Annotated in this window: 20 protein-coding genes; 9 read left to right on the forward strand and 11 right to left on the reverse strand. The window is 55.9% G+C overall.

Annotated features, from left to right (window positions below):
- Positions 1-109 precede the first annotated feature (109 nt).
- The 7 genes from PHACT_RS07545 to PHACT_RS07575 all read right to left on the reverse strand — a co-directional run bounded on the left by PHACT_RS07545 (position 110) and on the right by PHACT_RS07575 (position 7193).
- On the reverse strand, positions 110-1057 hold the full coding sequence (locus tag PHACT_RS07545; protein ID WP_070116619.1) for an SDH family Clp fold serine proteinase: 948 nt from the start codon (positions 1055-1057) through the stop codon (positions 110-112).
- 423 nt (positions 1058-1480) lie between these two features.
- Entirely contained in the window at positions 1481-3400 is a 1920-nt protein-coding gene (gene parE / locus PHACT_RS07550) for a DNA topoisomerase IV subunit B (RefSeq protein ID WP_070116620.1), read from the reverse strand.
- 116 nt (positions 3401-3516) lie between these two features.
- Positions 3517-4344, reverse strand: a complete 828-nt coding sequence (cpdA, locus tag PHACT_RS07555) for a 3',5'-cyclic-AMP phosphodiesterase (RefSeq protein WP_070116621.1) — start codon at positions 4342-4344, stop codon at positions 3517-3519.
- 84 nt (positions 4345-4428) lie between these two features.
- Positions 4429-4992 (reverse strand): DUF1249 domain-containing protein, encoded by a 564-nt coding sequence (locus PHACT_RS07560; RefSeq protein WP_070116622.1) that lies wholly within the window; start codon positions 4990-4992, stop codon positions 4429-4431.
- Positions 4989-5651, reverse strand: coding sequence for an NUDIX domain-containing protein (locus PHACT_RS07565; protein WP_070116623.1), 663 nt, complete (start codon positions 5649-5651; stop codon positions 4989-4991). The genes PHACT_RS07560 and PHACT_RS07565 overlap by 4 nt, the downstream gene beginning before the upstream one ends.
- 124 nt (positions 5652-5775) lie before the next feature.
- Positions 5776-6495, reverse strand: coding sequence for a ChrR family anti-sigma-E factor (locus PHACT_RS07570; protein WP_070116624.1), 720 nt, complete (start codon positions 6493-6495; stop codon positions 5776-5778).
- A 107-nt stretch (positions 6496-6602) separates the two neighbouring features.
- A complete protein-coding gene (locus PHACT_RS07575) occupies positions 6603-7193 on the reverse strand; it encodes a sigma-70 family RNA polymerase sigma factor (protein ID WP_083264424.1) in 591 nt (196 codons plus the stop codon).
- 234 nt (positions 7194-7427) lie between these two features.
- Between PHACT_RS07575 and PHACT_RS07580 the strand changes: the two genes are divergently transcribed.
- The 7 genes from PHACT_RS07580 (at position 7428) to PHACT_RS07610 (ending at position 13178) form a co-directional block, all read left to right on the forward strand.
- Positions 7428-7886, forward strand: a complete 459-nt coding sequence (locus PHACT_RS07580) for a nuclear transport factor 2 family protein (protein WP_083264425.1) — start codon at positions 7428-7430, stop codon at positions 7884-7886.
- A 114-nt stretch (positions 7887-8000) separates the two neighbouring features.
- Entirely contained in the window at positions 8001-8765 is a 765-nt protein-coding gene (locus tag PHACT_RS07585; RefSeq protein ID WP_169819415.1) for an SDR family NAD(P)-dependent oxidoreductase, read from the forward strand.
- Complete coding sequence (locus tag PHACT_RS07590) at positions 8762-9589, forward strand: DUF1365 domain-containing protein (RefSeq protein ID WP_070116627.1); 828 nt, start codon at positions 8762-8764, stop codon at positions 9587-9589. Before PHACT_RS07585 ends, PHACT_RS07590 begins: the two co-directional genes overlap by 4 nt.
- A 131-nt stretch (positions 9590-9720) precedes the next feature.
- Positions 9721-10995, forward strand: coding sequence for an SAM-dependent methyltransferase (locus PHACT_RS07595; RefSeq protein WP_070118226.1), 1275 nt, complete (start codon positions 9721-9723; stop codon positions 10993-10995).
- Positions 10992-11564, forward strand: coding sequence for a DUF2878 domain-containing protein (locus PHACT_RS07600; RefSeq protein ID WP_070116628.1), 573 nt, complete (start codon positions 10992-10994; stop codon positions 11562-11564). Before PHACT_RS07595 ends, PHACT_RS07600 begins: the two co-directional genes overlap by 4 nt.
- A gap of 30 nt (positions 11565-11594) precedes the next feature.
- Positions 11595-12446, forward strand: coding sequence for a hypothetical protein (locus tag PHACT_RS07605; RefSeq protein ID WP_070116629.1), 852 nt, complete (start codon positions 11595-11597; stop codon positions 12444-12446).
- Positions 12447-12515: 69 nt separating this feature from the next.
- On the forward strand, positions 12516-13178 hold the full coding sequence (locus PHACT_RS07610; protein ID WP_070116630.1) for a DUF2889 domain-containing protein: 663 nt from the start codon (positions 12516-12518) through the stop codon (positions 13176-13178).
- Here PHACT_RS07610 and pdsS read toward each other — a convergent pair.
- A complete protein-coding gene (pdsS, locus tag PHACT_RS07615; protein WP_070116631.1) occupies positions 13138-15345 on the reverse strand; it encodes a proteobacterial dedicated sortase system histidine kinase in 2208 nt (735 codons plus the stop codon). The two genes, PHACT_RS07610 and pdsS, sit on opposite strands and share 41 nt — an antisense overlap.
- A gap of 25 nt (positions 15346-15370) precedes the next feature.
- The gene (gene pdsR / locus PHACT_RS07620) at positions 15371-16099 is read right to left on the reverse strand and encodes a proteobacterial dedicated sortase system response regulator (protein WP_070116632.1); all 729 of its coding nucleotides are present in this window, start codon (positions 16097-16099) and stop codon (positions 15371-15373) included.
- A gap of 259 nt (positions 16100-16358) precedes the next feature.
- Between pdsR and PHACT_RS07625 the strand changes: the two genes are divergently transcribed.
- Positions 16359-17021, forward strand: coding sequence for a glutathione S-transferase family protein (locus PHACT_RS07625; protein WP_070116633.1), 663 nt, complete (start codon positions 16359-16361; stop codon positions 17019-17021).
- 138 nt (positions 17022-17159) lie between these two features.
- On the opposite strand, the gene PHACT_RS07630 is transcribed toward PHACT_RS07625, so the two are convergent.
- Positions 17160-18233, reverse strand: coding sequence for a 3-deoxy-7-phosphoheptulonate synthase (locus tag PHACT_RS07630; protein WP_070116634.1), 1074 nt, complete (start codon positions 18231-18233; stop codon positions 17160-17162).
- A gap of 56 nt (positions 18234-18289) precedes the next feature.
- Positions 18290-20203 (reverse strand): phosphomethylpyrimidine synthase ThiC, encoded by a 1914-nt coding sequence (gene thiC, locus PHACT_RS07635; RefSeq protein ID WP_070116635.1) that lies wholly within the window; start codon positions 20201-20203, stop codon positions 18290-18292.
- Between the two features lie 516 nt (positions 20204-20719).
- On the opposite strand from thiC, the gene PHACT_RS07640 reads away from it, so the two are divergent.
- Positions 20720-22072: a TolC family outer membrane protein gene (locus tag PHACT_RS07640; protein ID WP_070116636.1), complete on the forward strand. Its 1353-nt coding sequence runs from the start codon at positions 20720-20722 to the stop codon at positions 22070-22072.
- The last annotated feature ends 9 nt before the right edge of the window (positions 22073-22081 follow it).

Genomic DNA, 22081 nt, shown 5'->3' on the forward strand with positions numbered 1-22081 from the left:
TTTTTATATAGTCGAAGCTATTCGCTAGATACGGACATTTAACGCCGCGCACTGCGGCAAATTTGGAGCGAAGCGTAAAATTTGTCCGACAGCAGCGATTTGTTAAATACTACTTTTTAGGTTCTTCAAATGAATCAAGGCCATTTACAACGCTGCCTACATATCGTATTCGTTTATTTCTTAATGCCCCATATGCGAAATCTAGAAAATCTAAAAATTCGTAGATTCTATTACCAAATTCATATTCAGGTGTATTCTCTTTAATCACGGACTTACCAAGGAGAGTGCTAGCCTCATCTGAATCAATTACAAAGCCGTGATCCTTATAATGATTGGTAAGGTGGTGTGCTAATCGCTCTTCATCCCAACTGTCAGGTAATTTCTTCCCTCGCAACAAACGCTCTGCATATTGCACCGCAGACTCGTTAATACGTTCAAAATATCCTAAATCTTTAATATCAAGGTTGTCTGTTAGATATTTAGCAAACATGTCTGATGCTTTCGGAAACTTACTAGACATCTCGGCAATTTTTTCCATTGCATTGGCTAGGCCAGACGCAGGGAACCCCCCAAACTGCGGATCAATAGGGCCTAACTCGCTTAAAAGCCCCATATGTAGCTCTGATGCACCTAGAGAAAGAAGTGTCGCAGCAGATTTAGCGCGCCTCGGTATGGCAACTACAAACTTGCTCTTGCATAGCCTTTTGCACGATTTGCTAACAAGGTAAGCCGGTTCGATTTTTCCTCCCCCACTTTGCAAAACGAGCAGAATATCCGATTTCTTATTAAGATCGGATACCGCTTTGTAAATTTGATTCGAATGGTACGGAGAAATTGAGTGCCAATCATCAAAGAGGAACACCACCCGGTATTTATCCATTTTTGAATCGGATATTAGGCTCTCAATATGCTTGGCGACATGAGACTTTATCTGCTCGTCATTCAATTCATCTCTAAATAACGCAACAACATCACCCCAGTCGTGAAGATTATAGGTCTTTTCTTCCTCTATCGCTGCTTCTTCTTGTTCAATCTCTTCGTTATTCTCGTCTGCCATTTTCCCTCCGATGTTGGTTAGTATTTAACATTTATATGGTGCGCGCGCAGGTTAGCCCGTGCTACTTGCTCGCTATCTCAATTCAGCAAAACAATAACTGTGTCAGTTGAACTAATAAGCTAGTTCAACATCGCAAAAGCTGCAGACTCTGGAGCCTCAATATTCGAGCGCATGCTTATTCGATTATGGGTGCCTACTCACTATCCCTGTCATTGTGCCCGCATGGGAATGGCTTCTCAGCCACGCTACCGCCGACTAGCGCAGTTGCATGTTTGGCGACCGCAGATGCCAGGCCAGTGATCGATATCAGCAGATTCAAGGGGATAGCACAAGTAGCCAATGGGCTAATATGGGGCTAATTGCGACGAAGGGGAGTTTTGCGGGGACGATCAGGCGCCCTGGCGGGCGCCCTTTTCTGACTAATCAGTCGACTTCGGCGAGATTACCGTATTCTTCAAGCCAACTCTTCCGATCCCCCGCCCGCTTCTTCGCCAGCAACATATCCAGCGCCTCATCCGTAGCACTGTTGCCAGCAACCACATCATCATCCGGCAAGGTCAGCTGTACCAGCCGGCGTGTATCACGGCTCATCGTCGTCTCACGCAGCTGCAGTGGGTTCATCTCACCCAGCCCCTTGAAGCGCTGGACGTTGGCTTTGGCGTTTTTCTTCTCCGCAGCTATTCGGTCAAGGATGCCGATGCGTTCGTCTTCGTCCAGGGCGTAGTAGACGTCCTTGCCGGCGTCGATGCGGTACAGAGGGGGCATGGCGACGTAGATGCGGCCTGCGGCGACCAGGGGTTTGAAGTGGCGCACGAACAGCGCGCACAGCAGCGTGGCGATGTGCAGGCCGTCGGAGTCGGCGTCGGCGAGGACGCAGATTTTGCCGTAGCGCAGGCCGGTGATGTCGTTGGAACCGGGGTCGACGCCGAGGGCGACGGAGATGTCGTGCACTTCCTGGGAGGCGAGGATTTCGTTGGAGTCGACTTCCCAGGTGTTCAGGATCTTGCCGCGCAGGGGCATGATGGCCTGGGTTTCGCGGTCGCGGGCCTGTTTGGCGGAACCGCCGGCGGAGTCACCTTCCACCAGGAACAGTTCGCCGGCCATGACGTCCTGGGTGGCGCAGTCGGCGAGTTTGCCGGGCAGTGCCGGGCCGCTGGTCACCTTTTTACGCGCCACCTTCTTGCTGGCCTTCATGCGGCTTTGGGCATTGTTGATGCACATCTCCGCCAGTTGTTCGGCGTCGGCGGTGTGCTGGTTCAGCCACAGGCTGAAGGCGTCTTTGACCACGCCGGCGACAAACACCGCGCACTGGCGTGAGGACAGGCGTTCTTTGGTCTGGCCGGAGAACTGCGGGTCTTTCATCTTGGTGGAGACCACGTAGCTGCAGCGGTCCCAGATGTCTTCCGGGGTCAGTTTGACGCCACGCGGCAGCAGGTTGCGGAACTCGCAGAACTCGCGCATGGCATCGAGCAGGCCGGTGCGCAGGCCGTTGACGTGGGTGCCGCCCTGGGCGGTGGGGATCAGGTTAACGTAGCTCTCTTGCAATAACTCCCCGCCTTCGGGCAGCCACAGCACGGCCCAGTCCACGCCTTCGTCATTGCCTTTCATCTCGCCATTAAAGGGCTCTACCGGCAACGTGATGGAATCACCGGTGCCCTGCAGCAGGTAGTCGATCAGGCCGTCCTGGTACAGCCATTCTTCGCTTTGTGACTTGTCTTCATCGACGGTGTTGTCGATAAACACCACGCGCAGGCCGGAACACAGCACGGCTTTGGCGCGCAGCACGTGTTTCAGGCGGACAATGGAAACCTTGGATGAGTCGAAGTATTTTTCATCAGGCAGGAAGCGCAGGATGGTACCGGTCTGGCGCTTGGCGACGGTGCCGATCTCTTTCAGTTCGGTGGCTTTGTCACCGTTCTCAAAACGCATCTGGTGAACCAGGCCGTTACGGCGCACGCTGACTTCCACGTAATGCGACAGCGCGTTGACCACGGACACACCGACACCGTGCAGACCGCCGGAGAAGTTGTAGTTCTTGTCGGAGAATTTGCCACCGGCATGCAGGCGGGTCAGGATCAGTTCAACACCGGAGACTTTTTCTTCCGGGTGGATGTCCACCGGCATGCCACGGCCGTCGTCTTCCACTTCAATGGAGCCGTCCTTGTGCATGGTCAGGGTGATGGTCTTGGCGTGGCCGGCCAGCGCTTCGTCGACGCTGTTGTCGAGGACTTCCTGCACCAGGTGGTTGGGGCGGCTGGTGTCGGTGTACATGCCCGGACGCTTGCGCACCGGATCAAGACCGGTGAGGACTTCAATGGCGTCTGAGTTATAGCTGCTGCTCATAGTGTTATGGAACCTTCTGTCTTAAATCTAATTTTTTATTGGCTTTTATCAGCCGCGGGCGCTTTTTGTAGCCGCGAGCTCTTTTTAGCCGCAGGCGCTTTTTTAGCCGCAGGCGCTCAGTACCCGCCCGCGCTCTGATCCACGTCCATGGTATAGGCCTGCAGGCGCTCCACCTGCGAATCGATGCGACCGTCGGCGTGCAGATCGAACCAGCGGTAGGCCGGGTTACGCAAGTCCAGCGCAAAGTCTTCCACGCCGGGTTTAAACTGAATGCAGGTGGAGGGCGTGCAGAAAAAACGCAGGTTGTGTGCTTCAAAATCCAGTGTCTGGTGAATATGGCCATAGACCACACCACGCACACTGTCGTAGCGGGCCAGAATATCCAGCAATGCCTGGGCGTTGTGCAGACCGATGTCCTGCATCCAGCCGGCTGTGCCGGGTATCGGATTGTGGTGCAGGCAGACCAGCGAGTGCTGCAGGCTGTCGTCAGTGGCAACGCTGGCCAGACTTTTTTCCAGATGCGCCAGCTCATGTTCGGATAACAGGCCGTGTACTTCGCCCGGCACACTGGTGTCGAGCATGATGATCTGCCAATTGCCCAGTTGCACACGTTCTAAAAAGGCGGCTTTGAAGGCAGGCGTGCTGACCATGGTCTCACGGTTGTCATGATTGCCGGGTATCCAGCAGAACGGGGCGGGTAACCGCGCCATGGTGTCGGCGAAATGCTGGTAGGCCTGCGGCGTTGAATCCTGCGTGATATCACCGGTGGCGATAATCCAGTCGGGATCCGGTTGCTGACTGGCAATCAGGTCGACTACTTTGGCAAAACTGTCCTGTGTTTTCAGGCCCAGCAGGGCTCCCGCAGGGTCCCGGTACAGATGTGTGTCCGTAATCTGTATCAGTCGCAGCGGCCGTGCCTGATTATCCCTTTTCTGTGTCTGCATACTTTTTTGGGCTCTGGCTCTGACTCTTGCTCAGGCTCTGGTTTGGCTTTGGCCGGTTGTTTTCGGCCATGGCTATTGTTTTCGCTACTCGGTGCATAGAAAGTCTGCTGTTCGTGCACTGATGCCTGAACTCAGACACAGACGCAGCCACTCTGCCAGAAATTCGTTGATCTGCCGCTTTTCGTCCTGGTGGTACATGCCCACATTGGGAACGGCACACCGGGCGGGTATTTGTCGGTGGCCCTGAAAGCTGATCGGCTCGGCGGTATTGGCATCATGATACATTCTGACCACAATCACCGGCGCCGGACTCCAGGCCGGAAAGCCGCTCTGCACCTGAATTTCCAGGGTACTGGTGTAGGCAAATGCTTCCAGCCGACTGACCTTGACCCGGATCGGCGGGCGACCCGTGTTTTCCTGGTTTTTTCGACCCCCGGATCCTATCAGGAATTCCCATTCTTTAATGTCGTCCAGGTCACAGTTCTGCTGATTGACAGCGAGCTTTCCGCTGCCGCCAGCTCTTTCAGATTCTAGTGCAGGGATCAGGGTTAGTAAACGAATATAGTTGGCATCACAGGTCGCCATGTAATCGGCAAGGTTGACCCGGTAGCGTGAGCGCTCGCTGACTTTGTCGATTATCTCGCTCATGGCAGACTCTTGCTCATGGCTGTCGCCCGCTCATGGCTGCTCATGGTAGCGTCGATGCCGGCGCGGCGAAGACGCAGCCACTGCAGGGCAATGATCGCCATGGCATTATTGATGTGCCCGGACACAAACGCATCCCACACATCATCAAAGCTCATGACCACAACGCGGATATCTTCGTTTTCCTCAACCAGGCCATGGATGCCGTCAGCCTGGTCGGCGTCCACTTCAGCGTAGAACAGTTTGATTCGCTCAGTACTGCCGCCCGGGCTGTTGAAATAGTCGCAGATGAATAACGGGGATCCGATCTCAAGACCGGCCTCTTCATGGACTTCACGGCGCGCCATGTCGGCAGCGGACTCGCCCTCGTCGACAATGCCAGCGACCAGCTCCAGCGCCCACGGGCTCTGGTCCATGGCATCGAGCATGCCCACGCGGAATTGCTCAACCAGCACCAGTTGGTCGGACTTGGGGTCGTATAACAGCACACCGGCGGCCGGGTCACGACGAAACAACTCGCGGCTGAAGTCGTTGCTCCAGCCACCGGCAAAGAGGCGGTGACGCAAGACGATGCGGTCGATGGCAAAAAAGCCCTGGAAAGCGGTATCGCGGCTTACAATCGTCACATCCTGACGATCATAGACCGGTCGGTAAGCGGACATCGGGATTCCTGTTACTGCTGCGACAGTCAATACTGGGTAACTTGTCTTCAACGTTTCCCAGCATTATGCCGCAGCAATCGGTCAGCGGCTAGTTGCAGACCGGGTTGCCGCAGCAAAAAACGGCCTAATTGCTCAGGCCGGACAGGCGGTACTGGACCAGGGGCTCGAGCAGGCGGTACCAGACCGAGCTGGGCTTGACTGGCTGCTCCAGACTGACCAGACAAATGCAGTCCGTGTCCAACGTTGCGGTGGGCTGGTGACGCTCACCGGCGTGGCGCACAACAAAATCGCCTTTGACGTATTTGCCCTCGGCATCGGAGAAGCTGCCTTTGAGCAGGACCGTGATTTCCTCACCCCGGTGTTCATGCTCCGGCATCTGACCACCGGCTTTAATGTCATAAAGGGCGGTTTCGCGTGATTCGCTGTCAATCCTGATTGGCGCAATGCGCAGAGACTTGCCGAACTGCCCCCACTTCAGGCTCTGCACACCTTCGCTGGCCAGCTTCTGCACCACACGTGGCAGACCCAGCGGATTGGCTGAACTGACACGCGCTGTCGCCGCCGGCGCCGGTGCCGGTGAAATCGACATGCCGGTGTCACCGGCATCAATGCGCTGCATCAGGGCATCAAAACCGTCATCGCCTGCATCCTGTTCATCAACAGGCATTGGCTCTACTTCCAGGCGGCTCATCAACTGAGCCCCCAGATCGCTAAGCTGTTGCACATGGCTGCGACATTTTGAGCAGAACTCAAGGTGGGCAGCGACACATATCGCCTCTGACAAAGCCAGATTGCCTGCGGCAAAATCAGTCAGAAATTTAGCGTCCGGATGAAAAGAAACCATAGTGATACCTGAAAAATGAACCCCGTCCAGGGTGGCTCTGTTTACGTAAAAAATACTGTTGTTTCAATCGTGTCTGTCATCAGCGATCGCCTTTCAGCGACCCCTTTTTAACGGTCAATCAGAATCTGCATCTTGTTCAGTGCCAGCCGGATCCGCGATTTCACGGTTCCCAGCGGCAGGCCCAGTTCCTCGGCCACTTCGTTGTGCGACTTGCCTTCCATGAACGCCTTGTGCAGCACCTGTACCTGCTCATCCGGCAGCGTTGCCATGGCCTGCTTGATCACCTGTTCTGCGCGACGCTGCTGCAGGTCGACCAGCGGTTCCGGTGACTCGGGCTCATGCCAGATGTCTTCAATAGCGATTTTTCGCTCATTACGTTCGTTACGGCGAATGAAATCAATTCGGGTGTTTCGGGCGATGGTGAATATCCAGGTGTTCACACTCGCTTTACTGCTGTTAAACGACGCTGCTTTGTTCCAGACCTTGATCAGCGCTTCCTGCGTGATCTCTTCGGCTTCCGAGCGGTTGGCTCCCGCCCCCATGCTTTTTAGCAGGAACGCCCGGATCATGGGCGTAAAATGGTGGTAAAGCTCCTGAAACGCAGCACGGTCACGGTCGGCTGCCACGCGCCTGACGGACTCTGCCCACGGATCCGGGAGCGGGCTACGACCCTTATGCACGCTTGCTGTGTTTTCCATATCGTCTTTATTATCCACTGATAACCCGGTCTACCTGGATGAATTACCGTAACAAATGCGTTTTATTCGGACCTATTACGCGGCAGTTTGCGACGCGGATCACAAAACAGCAAAGAAACAGACATAAATGTTGCATGTCGGTTCAGGCTGATCCAGCCAATTCACCGGCGCGTATCAACACTCACTATCAGAGGCGCCTTCTGCGCATGACGACAGACAGAAAGAGACCCAACCATGGCTAGTGAAATGAGTTCCGTCAGTGCAAACCTGCGGATGGCACTGATCAATGACTTCAAGGACTTCTACCGCAGCCCGGGCATCGCCGGTCTTGAAGACATTGATCGGATCTATACCCAGGACGTTGAGTTTCACGATCCGGTACACACGGTCAATGGCCGCCTGGCGCTGAAAAACTATCTGCGCGGCCAGTACCAGAGTGCCCGTGGCATGAGTTTCACCTATCAGGACGAACAGATTTCGGATCACACGGCCACGATTACCTGGGTGATGCGCTTCAGTCACGGGCGCCTCAACAAAGGCAAGCCCATTGACGTCAAAGGCATGACGCTGATTCACTTTACCGACCGGGTATATTACCACGAAGACTTTTACGATCTGGGTGCCATGCTCTATCGCCACATTCCGGTGCTGGGTTCGCTGGTCCGGTTCATCAACAGACGACTGGCAGCCTGAGCCCGGAGCAGCTTGAGCCAAGAGCAGCTTGAGCCAAAAGCAGCATCGCCGGCGCAGTGCAGCACAGGCAGCGCGAGGCAGGCGACAGCACAACACATGACAGGGAGAAGCACTATGCAGATATGGATAACCGGGGCCGGCTCGGGCATCGGCAAATCACTGGCACTGGGCTACGCTGCCGGCGGCCACACTGTCATCATCAGCGGTCGCACGCTGGATAAACTGGAAGCTGTGCGCGATGAAGCTGACAAGCTGAGCGGACAGATCATTCCGATGACCTTTGACGTTACCGACGATGACACCACGGACAGCAGCCAACAACTGGCCGCATTGGCGCCGCATCTGGATCTGGTCATCATGAACGCCGGTGCCTGCGAGTACATAAAAGGACAGACACTGGACCCGGCCATGTTCAGACGGGTCATGGACGCCAACTTCTTTGGCATGATCAACACCACCAATGCAGCGTTACCGCTGTTGCGCCAGGCACCCTCCCGGCCCTTGCTGGCCGGCGTCTGCAGCCTGGCCGGGTTTATCGGGTTTCCGCGCGCGGAAGCATACGCTGCCTCCAAGGCGGCCAGCCGCTACCTGATGCATTCGCTGCGCATCGATTTCAGCGACTTTGTTGACGTCTGCGCCATCAACCCGGGCTTTGTTAAAACCCCGATGACCGAGCAGAACGACTTTCCGATGCCCTTCCTGATGGACGCCGAAGAGGCGGCTGAGCGGATCCGCAAGGGCCTGCAAAAACGCCCGCGCGAGCTCAACTTCCCGCGTCGGCTAACCTTTGTGCTGCGGCTGGCGCAGTTTTCCGGCGGGCTCTGGTATGCTCTGATGTCCCGACAACGCCAGCAACAACTGCGGAAAACCTCAGCATGAGCAAACGCTTTCCCGCCGAGCACAGCGCCATCTATACCGGCACTGTACGGCACCGCCGGCTGGGCCGGGTGCTGCATCATTTCCGTTACCGGGTCTTCATGATGTACCTGGACCTGGATGAATTACAGGATGTGGTATCGCGCAGTCCTCTGTGGTCGGCCTCGGGTCCGGCGCTGGCATGGTTCCGGCGTCGCGACTACCTGGACCCGGAAACACCGTCACTCGACGAGGCAGTGCGCCAGCGTGTGTTTGCCGCCAGCGGCGAGAGACCAACCGGGCCGATTCGCGTGCTTACCAACCTGCGTTATTTCGGTTATTTAATCAATCCGATTACTTGCTACTACGTGTTTGATGATCAGGAACACTTGCGTTTTATTGTCGCCGAAGTCACCAACACACCCTGGGATGAGAGCACGCCTTATGTGATCCCGTGCTCACCGGGCCGCGATGTCTGCCATCACCGCTTTGCCAAACAGCTGCATGTCTCACCTTTCATGCCCATGGATATGGAATATCGCTGGCACAGCACCACGCCGGCAGAGACCCTGAACCTGAACCTGCAGAATTGGCGACTGGGACGTCAGGCCTTCAACGCCAGCCTGTCATTGCAGCGTCAGGAAGCCACCGCAAGCAATCTGAACCGGGTACTGCTGACGTATCCCCTGATGACAGCAAAAGTTGGTTTGGGCATTTACTGGCAGGCAATGCGCCTGTGGCTAAAACGCATCCCGATTCAGCCACACCAGCGCCCGACTCACGCAACCATCAAACACACGAATCAGACAGACAAGAAGTCCGATGCAGGCATGCAACGACAGGAATGAGAAAGGAGACAGACATCACCATGAAATCACCAGGCAACCGCCAGACCGGCTCAGTACACACAGGCGCACTCGGGCAGAAATTTGACTTTGCCGCAACGCTTGGCAGCAACAGGCCGGCTGGCAGCCACGCCATGACGCTGGCCGGCAGTCAGCAGAAAATTGCGCGCAGCCTGTTGTTCCGCCAACTGGGCAAAATCAGCAAAGGCCGTATTGTCATCGACGAAGGCCATGAGGTGCATGAGTTCGGTGAGCAGGGCGACGATGTCGTCACTGCGCATCTGGTGGTAACCGACCCGGCCTTCTATCAGGCGGTGGTGTTCAACGGCAGCATTGGTGGCGGTGAGTCCTACATGAAACAGCAGTGGCACACCAACGACCTGGTGCCGCTGGTGCGCATCATGGTGCTTAACATGTCGGTACTCAAAGGCCTGGATCGAGGCAAGTCCCGCATCGCGCGTTTCATGAACGGGCTGCTGCATCGCCGCAATCGTAATTCACTGGAGGGCTCACGCAAAAACATTTCCGCACATTACGACCTGAGCAATGACTTTTTTGCCACCTTTCTTGATCCCAGCATGATGTATTCGTCGGCCATTTTTCGTGACGAATCACAAAGCCTGCACGAGGCCTCGTTAAACAAACTCAGCCATATCTGCGAACGCCTGCAGTTGAGCCCTGACGATCATCTGCTGGAAATTGGCACCGGCTGGGGCTCGATGGCGATTCACGCGGCCAAACACTACGGTTGTCGTGTCACCACCACCACGATTTCCCAGGAGCAGTACAATCACGCCAGTCAGCGGGTGAGAGAGGAAGGCCTGCAGGACCGTGTAGAACTGCTGCTAAAAGACTATCGCGACCTGGACGGACAGTATGACAAGCTGGTTTCCATTGAAATGATTGAGGCGGTGGGGCATGAGTACTTCGCTACCTATTTTGCCAAATGCTCATCTCTGCTCAAGGCTTCGGGACTGATGCTGATTCAGGCCATCACCATTTCCGATCAGCGTTATGAAGACGCCAAGCGCACCGTGGATTTTATTCAACGCTACATTTTCCCGGGTGGTTGCCTGCCCAGCAACAGTGCCATTGCGCATCACGTGGCGCGTGACACCGATCTGCAGATTGTCGGCCTGGAAGACATCACCCGTGATTACGCCATGACCCTGGAGCGCTGGCGTAAAGCATTTCTGGCACACATGCCGGAAATTCAGGCGCAGGGTTTTGGCACTGATTTCATTCGCATGTGGGACTATTACCTGGCGTATTGTCAGGGAGGGTTCATGGAGCGGGTCATTCACACCGCACAGATTGTCATGGCCAAACCCGACTACCGCCTGGCACCATTGCACGCGCGTATTCAGTCGCAGCAGACAGGCCCGGTACACGCACAGGACCACCGGTGACGGCATTGACCAGTCATCGTCCGGTCGTGTTGTTGGGCGCCCTACATCTGTCACAGCGCCAGCACACTATTCCGAACGCAGTTGCCTTTCAGCTTGGCTGGTGGGCGTGCGTGCTGGGTGGCTCCTGGCTCGCGATGGCAGTGATGCCGGCGGTGGTTGCGTTACACCTGAACGCAGTGCCAGACAAACGCACCGAGTTTTTATTCCTGCTGCAGTGCACTGCCCTCGGTTTCATCTGTGACATGGCGCTCATTTCGGCGGGCATACTGGAGACCGGGTATTTTCTGCCACCGCTCTGGCTCACCAGTCTCTGGATCCTGTTCGGTACTACGGTGGGTTATGCGTTACGCTTTTTCCATGACCGCCTCGCGCTTTGTATCGCCGGCGGCGCCGTGTTTGCACCTACGTCGTACTTTGGCGGGGCGAAACTGGCCGACGTTACCCTGCTGGAACCGATCTGGCTGGCCCTGCTGATCATCAGTTTGATGTGGGCCATGATGTTCCCTTTGTTGATCAGACTGCATGCCCTGAACAAAAAACGGTTTAGCAAAAAAGCACTGACCCATTAACTCGAACGTCGAATTCAGATGGAGGACCGCATGACCAAACACCTGCTCTGCCTGGCGCTGTTAAGCGCACTCGCGGCTTCCCAAGCGCTGGCCCAAGCTTCTTCACAAGAGCCTTTAGCGAACTCAGGAAAAGAGCCTTCAGCGAACTCAGGAAAAGAGCCTTTAGCGAACTCAAAAAAAGAGCCTTTAGCGAACTCAGGAAAAGAGCCCTCAGCGGAGCCCTGGGCCATCGGCACGGCCTGGTCCACCGATAAATCGGAAGTACTGTACCGGGAGATTCATTTTGCCAACGACCCCGATCTTGATCTGACCACGCGCGTTGAGTACCGAACTCCGGATGGCGAACTGTTCGGCGAAAAGGACATCGATTATTCGGTGTCCACCACCGCGCCAGCAATTTCCCAGGCGGACCACCGCAATGACGCCCGCATCACCACGCGCCATCCCAATGCCGAGCCGGGCCCCTACGTGGAGCTTGAGGTACGCCCACACGACAGCGATGAGATTCAGCGCGAGCAGTTTGATTATGAAGAAGGCCTGATCATAGACGCCGGCTTTGATCCGTTTGTGCGCGAGCACTGGGACCGCCTGGTCGATGGCCGCCGCATTACCACCGATTTCCTGGTACCTGCGCGCATGGATACGGTGCACATCAGTATCCGCAAGACTGACAACGACGAGTGCAACTTCCCGTCACAGAACATGCACTGCTTTATCATCAACCCGGCCGGACTGTTGCGCATGGTGAGCTGGTTTGTTGACCCCATACTGATTGGCTATGATGCTGATTCGCGCCGTTTGCTGATGTTCGAAGGCGTCAGCAATTTCCGCGATGATGCCGGCGAACCACGCAACACGCTGATACACTTCGAGTATTTCTGAACCCCTGGTCACAGAGCGGGCGTCCGGTTTTTGCGGTATAATCCTCCGCCCTGAGCGGAGGAAAGATTAATGGCATTGACACAGGCAGTAGCGCGCGAACATATCCATACGCGCCAGATCAACTTCACCGGCTATGAACGTGAGGATGGCTGGTTTGACATCGAAGCTCATCTGACTGACACCAAGACCTATGCCTTTAGCAACAACTGGCGTGGCACCATTGAGCCGGGTGAAGCGCTGCATGAGATGCTGCTGCGCGTCACCATCAATGACAAATTCCAGATTCAGGATATTGAAGCCGCCACCGAGCACAGTCCGTTCTCCATCTGCCCGGATATCACCCCGGTCTACAAGGCGCTGATTGGCGTCACCATGGGGCCGGGCTGGCGTCGTGTCATCCGCGAACGCGTGGGCGGCATGCAGGGCTGCACCCATCTGACCGAACTGCTTTATCCGATGGCAACCGTGGCCATTCAGACCATCAAGCCGCTGCAGAACCACCGCCGCAAACTCGCCGACTCCGACAGCAAGCAGCATGTGGGTCGCCCGTTTGTGCTCAATACCTGTCATGCCTGGGCCGAGCACTCGCCGGTAGTGAAAGAGAATGCCCCGGACTACTATGTTCCACGCGCCAAGGAATCTGAAGACAATGCGGCATCCGGAAACAACGACAGCATTTCGTTAACGTCGCTTAGCGATGCGGATCCGGCAACAGAGGAATCAACAGGGTAATTGCCACGCCTTCAAATTCGGCGATGTTCTCGGCGCGAATCTGACCCTGATGAAACTCGGAAACCAGTCGTGCAATGTGCAGCCCCATACCCAGATGGGGTTCGCGCTGCTTCTCCTGCGGCCGCACTGAAATCATGGAATCAAACAGACGTCCCTTCATTTCTTCCGGAAGATAGGGGCCGTAGTTTGTCACCCGCAGCACCGCCCTGCCCTTGATGGCACGACAGAAAACGGTAATCGGTTTTTGCGGGTAGGTGAACTCAACTGCATTGGCGATCAGCTTGTCCATTAACTGCGCGATATATTCGGGCACACCATTGATCATCACCGGCCCCTGCAGGTCCGCCTTGATCACCGCATCCGGGTACGCCAGCCGATAGCCTTCAACACAGCCAGCCAATACCTTCTCCAGGTCAATCACTTCTTTCTCTGAGGTTTGCAGCATCTGCTCGAGTCGCGTGGCTTCGCTCATGTTGGTCAGAATCAGGTTGAGTCGACTGATGCCTTCTTCCGCGCGCTGAATATAAACCGAGGACTCTTTGTCTTGCGCCGTCATGCCCAGATTCTCCAGTGACGAGCGCACCACAGTGACCGGTGTGCGCAGCTCGTGCGACAGGCGTGATGACATGTTCTCCAGATAATTGGTGTATTGCCCCAGCCGTTCCACAATATTGTAGAAACTGCGTGACAGGTCACCGATCTCATCCGAGTTGCCGCTGGCGACGATGGTGTTTTTCAGGCGCCCATTGTCATCGATGATATTCTCCGCCTGGTTACGCAGCGCCCGGATCCGCGCCGATATACGCGACGCAAAAAAGAACAGACCGAATACCACCAACAGCATCACGCCCAGAATGGTATTGAACAAAGTTTCCAGGGCCTGGTTACGGAATGTGCGTATGCCATTCATGTTCTGATCCACCGCCACCGCACCCATGATTTCACCATCGGCATAAATGGGGTAAGCCGCTTCCAGAATACGTGTGCGGTTGTCGTCAATGGAGCGGAACTGAGTGCGCGGCTGACCATCGAGCGCGGCGCTCAGGTGCGCGCCCGCCAGCGTACTGCCGGTATAAAGCTCGTCAATAAAGTCATTGGAGGGTTTGGTCAGAACCCGGTAATACATCGGGTGCAGAATATTGTTTTCAATATAGCGCCAGTACCGGTTGTCCGATTCCTCCGGGGATTCCGGCGCAATGCTGAGACCGCTGGCTGACTGGATATCGCCGACACTGAGCAATACACGACTGCCCCGGTCCACCACCTGAATGCGCGAGTTGGTGTGCCCCATGCCTTCAACAATCTTGTCGATCTCCGGTGTCGGGCGCAGTAGTGAGCCCAGTCGCTGTGGATTATTGACACTGGATGTCGCCACCACCGCGTTGACATTCCTGGCCTCGGCGCTGTCGACGTCATAGATGGCCAGACCAAAATTGTCGCCCAGCATGTTCAGCGGCATGCGCATTTCAACAATATAACCGTCTTCGGTTTCATACCATTGCCCGCTGATACGCTCCTCATGCTCCAATGCGCCAATGTCGCGCAGATCGTCGCCTATTTCATAGGCGTAGATGAATTCGGGGCCGCGCGGCGAGATGACAAAACGCTGCAACTGGTTGTCTCGCGACACCATGGACACCTGCAGAAAGTCACTGCGATGAATGCTGAGACTGTCCGGTGCGCGGTAGACAATGTTGTTATCTACCACTTTGACGTAGGCGTACAGGTAGCGGTTGTGTTCGCCCAGCAGCAGTTTGAAGTTCAGCGATTCGTCATTGTGGTAATAACGCGAGAACTCGCTTTGCGGGTTCAGCGGTGTGGCAATGGTGTTGGCACGGCCGTAGGACAGCTCATAACGCTGATAGTCGCGCCAGTCGACCAGGGTGAGGTCATCCAGCGACAAGGGTGAATAGATTGGATACACGTACAGGTTTTCGCTGCGACGGGCCGGACTGAAGGTGCCTTCGTCAAACAGCTCGGGCCGTTCGTTCAGAGCTGTCGCCAGCGCCTGGGCGGTGCCCAGCACGACCTGTTCCTGGCCGCGGCGCAGGTATTCTTCCATCTCCAGAATATACTGATACCCAAGCCAGGGAATGACCAGCAGAAAGCTGGACAGAAACACCAGCTTCGAGCGAATTCCAAATGGGTTTTTCAGTGCCCCGGGCATGCGTTTTCCTATGGTTACCTGACGTTCAGGACTGGCCCTGGCTGTCAGCGCTGGCGCCGGTCACGGTTGTGTTCCAGCGATAGCCCATGCCGTACACGGTTTCGATACAGTCAAAGTCGGCGTCAACCTGAATAAATTTGCGGCGGATGCGTTTAACGTGCGAGGTGATGGTGCTGCCATCAACAAAAATTTTCGACTCCTGCATTAACACCTGCCGGCTTTTGACATGACCGGGAAACTTCACCAGTGCGTGCACCATCCAGAATTCGGTTACCGTCAGTGGCACCGGAATACCGTCCCACTGCACGGTCAGGCGCCCGATATCCAGCACCAGCTTGTCGCGCTGCAACAGATTCTCCGGGGAAGTGGGCAGGTTGAGCGCGTCCTGGCGACGGAACAGCGCCGCAATGCGGGCTGACAGGTGCGGCAGGCTGATATCCTTGGTCAGGTAGTCATCTGCGCCCATGCGCAGACCGCTGACGGTGTCGAAGTCATTGTCACGTGCGGTCAGGAAGATGATGGGCAGGGTCTCTGACATTGAGCGCAGGCTCTGGCACAGGGTAAAACCACCGTCGATCTCGTTCTCCAGACCGATATCGATGATAGCCAGGTTGGGCAAACGCAGATCAAACGCCTTCATCGCCTCGCGGCGATTGGCAAAGGTCTGGACTTCGTAACCCTGCTTGCGCAACACATCCGCGTAATTCTCGCGAATCGCCGCTTCATCTTCCACAATTGCAATTCTTCGCGCCATAACCCACCTTTTCTTTCATTCCGGTTAGCCCGGTCGTTAGCCGTCTAGCCCGGCACCACATCAGCGGCAAATATACGCTAATTATCGGGCGTTTAAAGCCTGCTGCCAGCGCTTCACGGCGGTTGCCATGATTTTGCCATATTTATTCAGGACAAAGCCCTTGTTGAGAACTGACACAGCAACAAAGCTGGTGTCTAATCCTTCAAACAGACAAAAACGGCAAAAACCAGACAACACACCTATTGCGGAGTCATTTTAAATGAGCAGCACCCGATTGGTCATTGGCAACAAAAACTTCTCCTCGTGGTCGATGCGGCCCTGGCTGCTGCTGAAGCACTTCGAGATACCGTTTGAGGAGGTCAATGTCGCCCTGTATCAGCGCAATACGGCCGAAAAGCTGGGTCCGTTGTCGCCGTCGCTGAAGGTGCCTGCCCTGCTGCATCATGAAACCACGGTCTGGGACTCAATGGCGATTTGTGAGTATGTTTCCGAGGCCCTGCTTGACGGTAAAGGCTGGCCTGCCAGCCCGCGCAAACGCGCCACCGCCCGATCAGTGTGCGCGGAGATTCATGCCGAATTTGCCAATCTCAAGAAAGACTGGCCGATGAACTGCAAAGCCAGTGTCGACCTGTCTGTGTCCGAGCCTATAGCAGAGGAAATTGCCCGTATTGATGCGATCTGGAGCTGCTGCCGCCGCAAGCATGGCCTGGGCGGTGAATATCTGTATGGCCGCTTCTCCATAGCCGACTGCATGTCCGCGCCCATTGCCCTGGTCTTACGCAGTTACGGTGCCGAGCTCAGTGCCGGGGCACAGCGTTATGCCGATACCCTGCTGGCACATCCGGCCGTGCAGGAGTGGATCAGCCAGGGTCAGGCCGAGGAAGATCCCGATACCGCAATGCCGTTCGCCAGCAGTATGTGATGGTCAAGGCTATAGTAAACGTGCGCGCCACCCGGTAAAGCACTCAGGACCAGGACGACGCCGCTGGCGCCTTTATTGTCCTTCGTATTTTACCGACCGCTACACACGCTCAATGCCAGTAAATTCGCGGTGCGGCTATCAGGCTTTGCGGGCCGGCAACACGTCTTTCAGTTTGGCGGCCATTTCCCGGATTGTGCGCTCGGTTTCACTCCAGTCGATACAGGCATCGGTCACTGACACACCGTATTCCAGATCATTAAGATCCTTGGGGATCTTCTGGTTGCCAAAATTGATGTTGCTTTCCAGCATCACACCAATAATGGACTGGTTGCCTTCCAGGATCTGGTTGGTGACATCCTTTAATACCAGCGACTGAATCGACGGATCCTTGTTGGAATTGGCGTGGCTGCAGTCAATCATGATGTTGGTGTTTACACCGCCTTTTTCCAGCGCGGCTTCTGCCTGCGCAACATGCACCGAGTCGTAATTGGGGCCGGCATTACCGCCCCGCAGCACAACGTGTGCGTAGGGATTGCCTTTGGTCTTGACCACGGCGACCTGACCTTCCTTGCTGATGCCCAGGAAACGGTGCGGGTGACTGACCGACTGCATGGCATTGACCGCCACGGTCAGGCCACCGTCAGTGCCGTTCTTGAAGCCAACTGCTGACGATAGGCCACTGGACATCTCACGGTGAGTCTGCGACTCCGTGGTGCGGGCGCCAATGGCTGACCATGAAATCAGATCCTGAAGGTACTGGGGCGAAATCGGATCCAGTGCTTCGGTTGATGCTGGCAGGCCCATGCCCACAATATCCAGCAACAGCTTGCGCCCGATGCGCAGGCCTTCTTCTATCTGGAATGTGTCATCCATAAACGGGTCATTGATCAGACCTTTCCAGCCCACCGATGTCCGGGGTTTCTCAAAATACACACGCATGACCAGGCACAGCGTATCCTTGACCTCGTCAGCCAACTTCTGCAGGCGACGGGCGTAATCCAGCGCAGCTTCCGTATCGTGAATCGAACACGGCCCCACCACCACAAACAGGCGCGGGTCTTTTCGATCCAGGATATTAAAAATGCTCTGCCGGGCATCGCGCACTGACGCCAGTGCGGCACCTTCCAGTGGCAGGTCAGCCTTAAGCTGTTGCGGGGTCATCAAGGCCTCGATGGACTCAATGTTCAAATCGTCTGCTTTTATGTCAGTCATGCGTCAAAACTCTTTTCTAATGTTATCTGGTTCAGGGTGAATAACAGCGGTATCGCTTACACCTTGTGATACAACTGGCGCCCGGTCTTGTTGTACTCTTCAGCCATCTGTTCCATACCGGCGTCAACATCCACTATACCAACGCCATCGGCAGCTTCCTGCGCTGCAGCAAAGTCACGCACTTCCTGACTGATTTTCATGGAACAGAACTTGGGTCCACACATGGAGCAGAAGTGGGCCACTTTGCCTGATTCCTTGGGCAGCGTCTCGTCGTGATAGGCACGCGCTGTATCCGGATCCAGCCCCAGATTGAACTGATCTTCCCAACGGAATTCAAAGCGCGCCTTGGACAGAGCATTGTCACGCAACTGCGCACCCGGATGGCCTTTGGCCAGATCCGCGGCATGCGCCGCGATCTTGTAAGCCATCAGACCTTCTTTCACGTCCTGCTTGTCCGGCAACCCCAGATGCTCCTTAGGGGTCACGTAGCACAACATGGCGCAGCCGAACCAGCCGATCATGGCGGCGCCGATACCGGAGGTAATATGGTCGTAGCCTGGTGCGATGTCGGTGGTCAACGGTCCGAGTGTGTAGAACGGAGCCTCGGCGCAAACTTCCAACTGCTTGTCCATGTTCTCTTTGATCATGTGCATGGGCACGTGACCGGGCCCTTCGATCATGCACTGCACATCATGTTTCCAGGCGATCTTGGTGAGTTCGCCCAGTGTTTCCAGTTCGGCAAACTGTGCCTCGTCGTTGGCATCGGCAATCGAGCCCGGACGCAGACCGTCACCCAGCGAGAAAGAGACATCGTATGCTTTCATGATCTCGCAGATATCTTCGAAGTGCGTGTACAGGAAACTTTCCTTGTGATGCGACAGGCACCACTTGGCCATGATGGAACCACCACGGGAAACAATGCCGGTAACGCGCTTGGCAGTCATGGGCACATAACGCAGCAGCACCCCGGCATGGATGGTGAAATAGTCCACGCCCTGCTCGGCCTGTTCAATCAATGTGTCACGGAAAATTTCCCAGGTCAGGTCTTCGGCAACGCCGCCGACTTTTTCCAGTGCCTGGTAAATCGGCACCGTACCAATCGGCAGCATTGAATTACGAATGATCCATTCACGGGTTTCGTGAATGTTCTTGCCGGTCGACAGATCCATGACCGTGTCCGCGCCCCAGCGCGCCGACCAGGCCAGCTTCTCGACTTCCTCTTCGATGGAAGAGGTCACCGCCGAGTTGCCGATGTTGGCATTAACCTTGGTCAGGAAGTTGCGACCGATGATCATCGGTTCAATTTCCGGGTGGTTGATGTTCATCGGGATGATGGCACGACCACGGGCCACTTCATCGCGCACAAACTCCGGCGTAATTTCTTTGGGGATGGCAGCGCCAAAGGACTGGCCCGGATGCTGGAAACCCAGATCGGTGACATCACCTTTGCCGGTCAGTTGCTGCTGTTGCATCTGGGCAATGCTCATGTTCTCGCGAATGGCGATGAATTCCATTTCCGGCGTGATGATGCCCTGGCGTGCATAGTGCAGCTGGGTAACGTTGGCGCCGGCTTTGGCACGGCGCGGCTTGTGCAGGTGCTCAAAGCGCAGGTGAGCGGTCTGCACATCGTTCTGGCGTTGACGGCCGAACTCGGAGCTGACCCCGGTCAATAGCTCGGTATCATCACGCTCGTCGATCCAGGGCGCGCGAATGGCCGGCAGACCGGTGCGCAGGTCAACGTGGGCCGAGGGATCGGAATACAGGCCGGAGGTGTCATAGACACGAATTGCCGGATTTGACTCGTTGCCTTTTTCAGTCAGGGTGTCGGACTGGCGGATTTCACGCATCGGCACCTGAATGTCAGTACGGCTTCCCTGCACGTATACTTTACCGGAACTGCTGAACTCGTAACGGGTTCTGTCGTCCAGTTCGGTAATTCTGTCGAGAAAGTGTTCTGGCTTGGCACTCATTGCTCTATCCTAAGTCGAGCCCGGGTCACAGGTGGGGGCCACGGTGGCGCCACGGTGTGAATGCAGGCGTGAATAACAACGCCGTATTATGCCTTAAACCCGGGCAAAGTGTTACCGCTGGCATCAATCCTGACCGTGCGACAGCGGCGAATAACGATATGATGCGATGGTCGGTTGGTTTTTACAGCCGCAGTTTATTGGCTCCTTTGGTAACACTGTGTAGAATGCCGACTGTACCAGCCGGACTGTTCCTTGCCTGTCAGCCGTCAGCGGCAAGTGTCTGCGCTCCCTGATCCGAAACATGATCGACAGAATAATAAAAAAGCACCGTATAACAATAGCCTGTACAGTAATCGAGCATTGCAGAACTCGGCTACTGGCGTTAATTGCAGACATATTGAGATAAAAATACGATACGTGGACCCACAACCAGGCCGACAGCAGGCCTGTATAACAGGTCCGACTAAAAAGATAGATGGTTTTCAGTCAACGATTGAACTGACAGGATTTCTGATTATGCGATGTTTCCCCCGCACGCTGGCTCTTGCAGCCGGGCTGCTTATTTCTGCACAACCCGTCCTGGCGGACGATCTGGTAAGTATTCTGGAATTGGCCATGCGCAACGACCCGACCCTGCGTCAGGCGCAGGCGCAATTGCGCTCCGGCCAGCAACAGGTAACGCTGGCCCGCTCCAGCCTGCTGCCTCAGGCCAGTGCCAACTTCTCAGAACAACGCCAGGCGGCCGGCCCCGAAGATGTCGTCGACCTGACTGACCTCAACTCCGAATCAACGCGCTACGGTCTCAACGTCAGCCAGGCGCTGCTGAACATGCCCAACTGGTATAGCTACCAGGGAGCAAAAGAAGCCGACCAGGCGCGCATGTTCAACTTTGCCGCGCAGGAACAGGCACTGATCATCCGGGTTGCCACCGCGTATTTTAATGTCCTGCGCAACATCGATCAGCTCGACACGCGCCGACAGGAAGAAGAAGCCTCACAACGCGAATTCGAGCGCACACAGCAACGTGAAGAAGTCGGCCTGGTTGCCATCACCGAAGTCTATGAAGCACAGGCCGTCTACGATCTGGGCCGCAACAATACCCTGCTGGCCGAAGACGCGCTGGCAAGCAGTTATGAAGCGCTGGAAGCGATTACCGGTCAGCCGCATCCGAACATTGATGTGCTGAGCGAGGAGTTCCCCGTTGTTGAGGCCGATGGCAGCATGGCGGACTGGGTCAATGAGGCACTCAACAGCAACCCCCAATTACTGGCGGCACGCTACAACGTGGAAGCCCAGTCCCAGATCGCCAAGGCCCGCAGCACAGAACGCTGGCCCACGGTAAGCCTGCAGGGCGGTTACTCCAACAGCGAGACCAACAGCGGTCAGGGTACGGATGGCAGCCAGCGTGCGGTGGGTGCGATTGAAGGCGTGAGCATTGCACTGTCGGTCAGCATTCCGCTGTACACCGGGCATGCCCTGACGGCACGTCGACAGCAGGCCGAGTACGACCTCGTGGCGCAACAGGAACAGGCCAACCTGATCCGCCGCACCACCACGCAAGATATCCGTAACGCCTACCGTCGCGTCAACACCGACTCCATGGTCATCGCGCAACGCCAGCAGGCAATCATTTCAGCGCGCTCGGCGCTGAATGCGATTGAAGCCGGTTATGAAGTGGGTACGCGCAATATTGTTGACGTGCTGCAGGCCCGCCAGCAGTTGTTCGGCGCGCTGCGTAACTATTCCGATGCCCGCTACAACTACATCATTGATACCCTGGAGCTGAAACGCACCGCTGGCGTGTTGACGCCACAGGATATCATTGACCTGAACCAGTGGCTGGTCGACGAACCCGCCACTGCGCCCTAACAGTTCCGT

This window comes from Pseudohongiella acticola (genome assembly GCF_001758195.1).
In the GTDB taxonomy this organism is placed as follows: Bacteria; Pseudomonadota; Gammaproteobacteria; order Pseudomonadales; family Pseudohongiellaceae; genus Pseudohongiella; species Pseudohongiella acticola.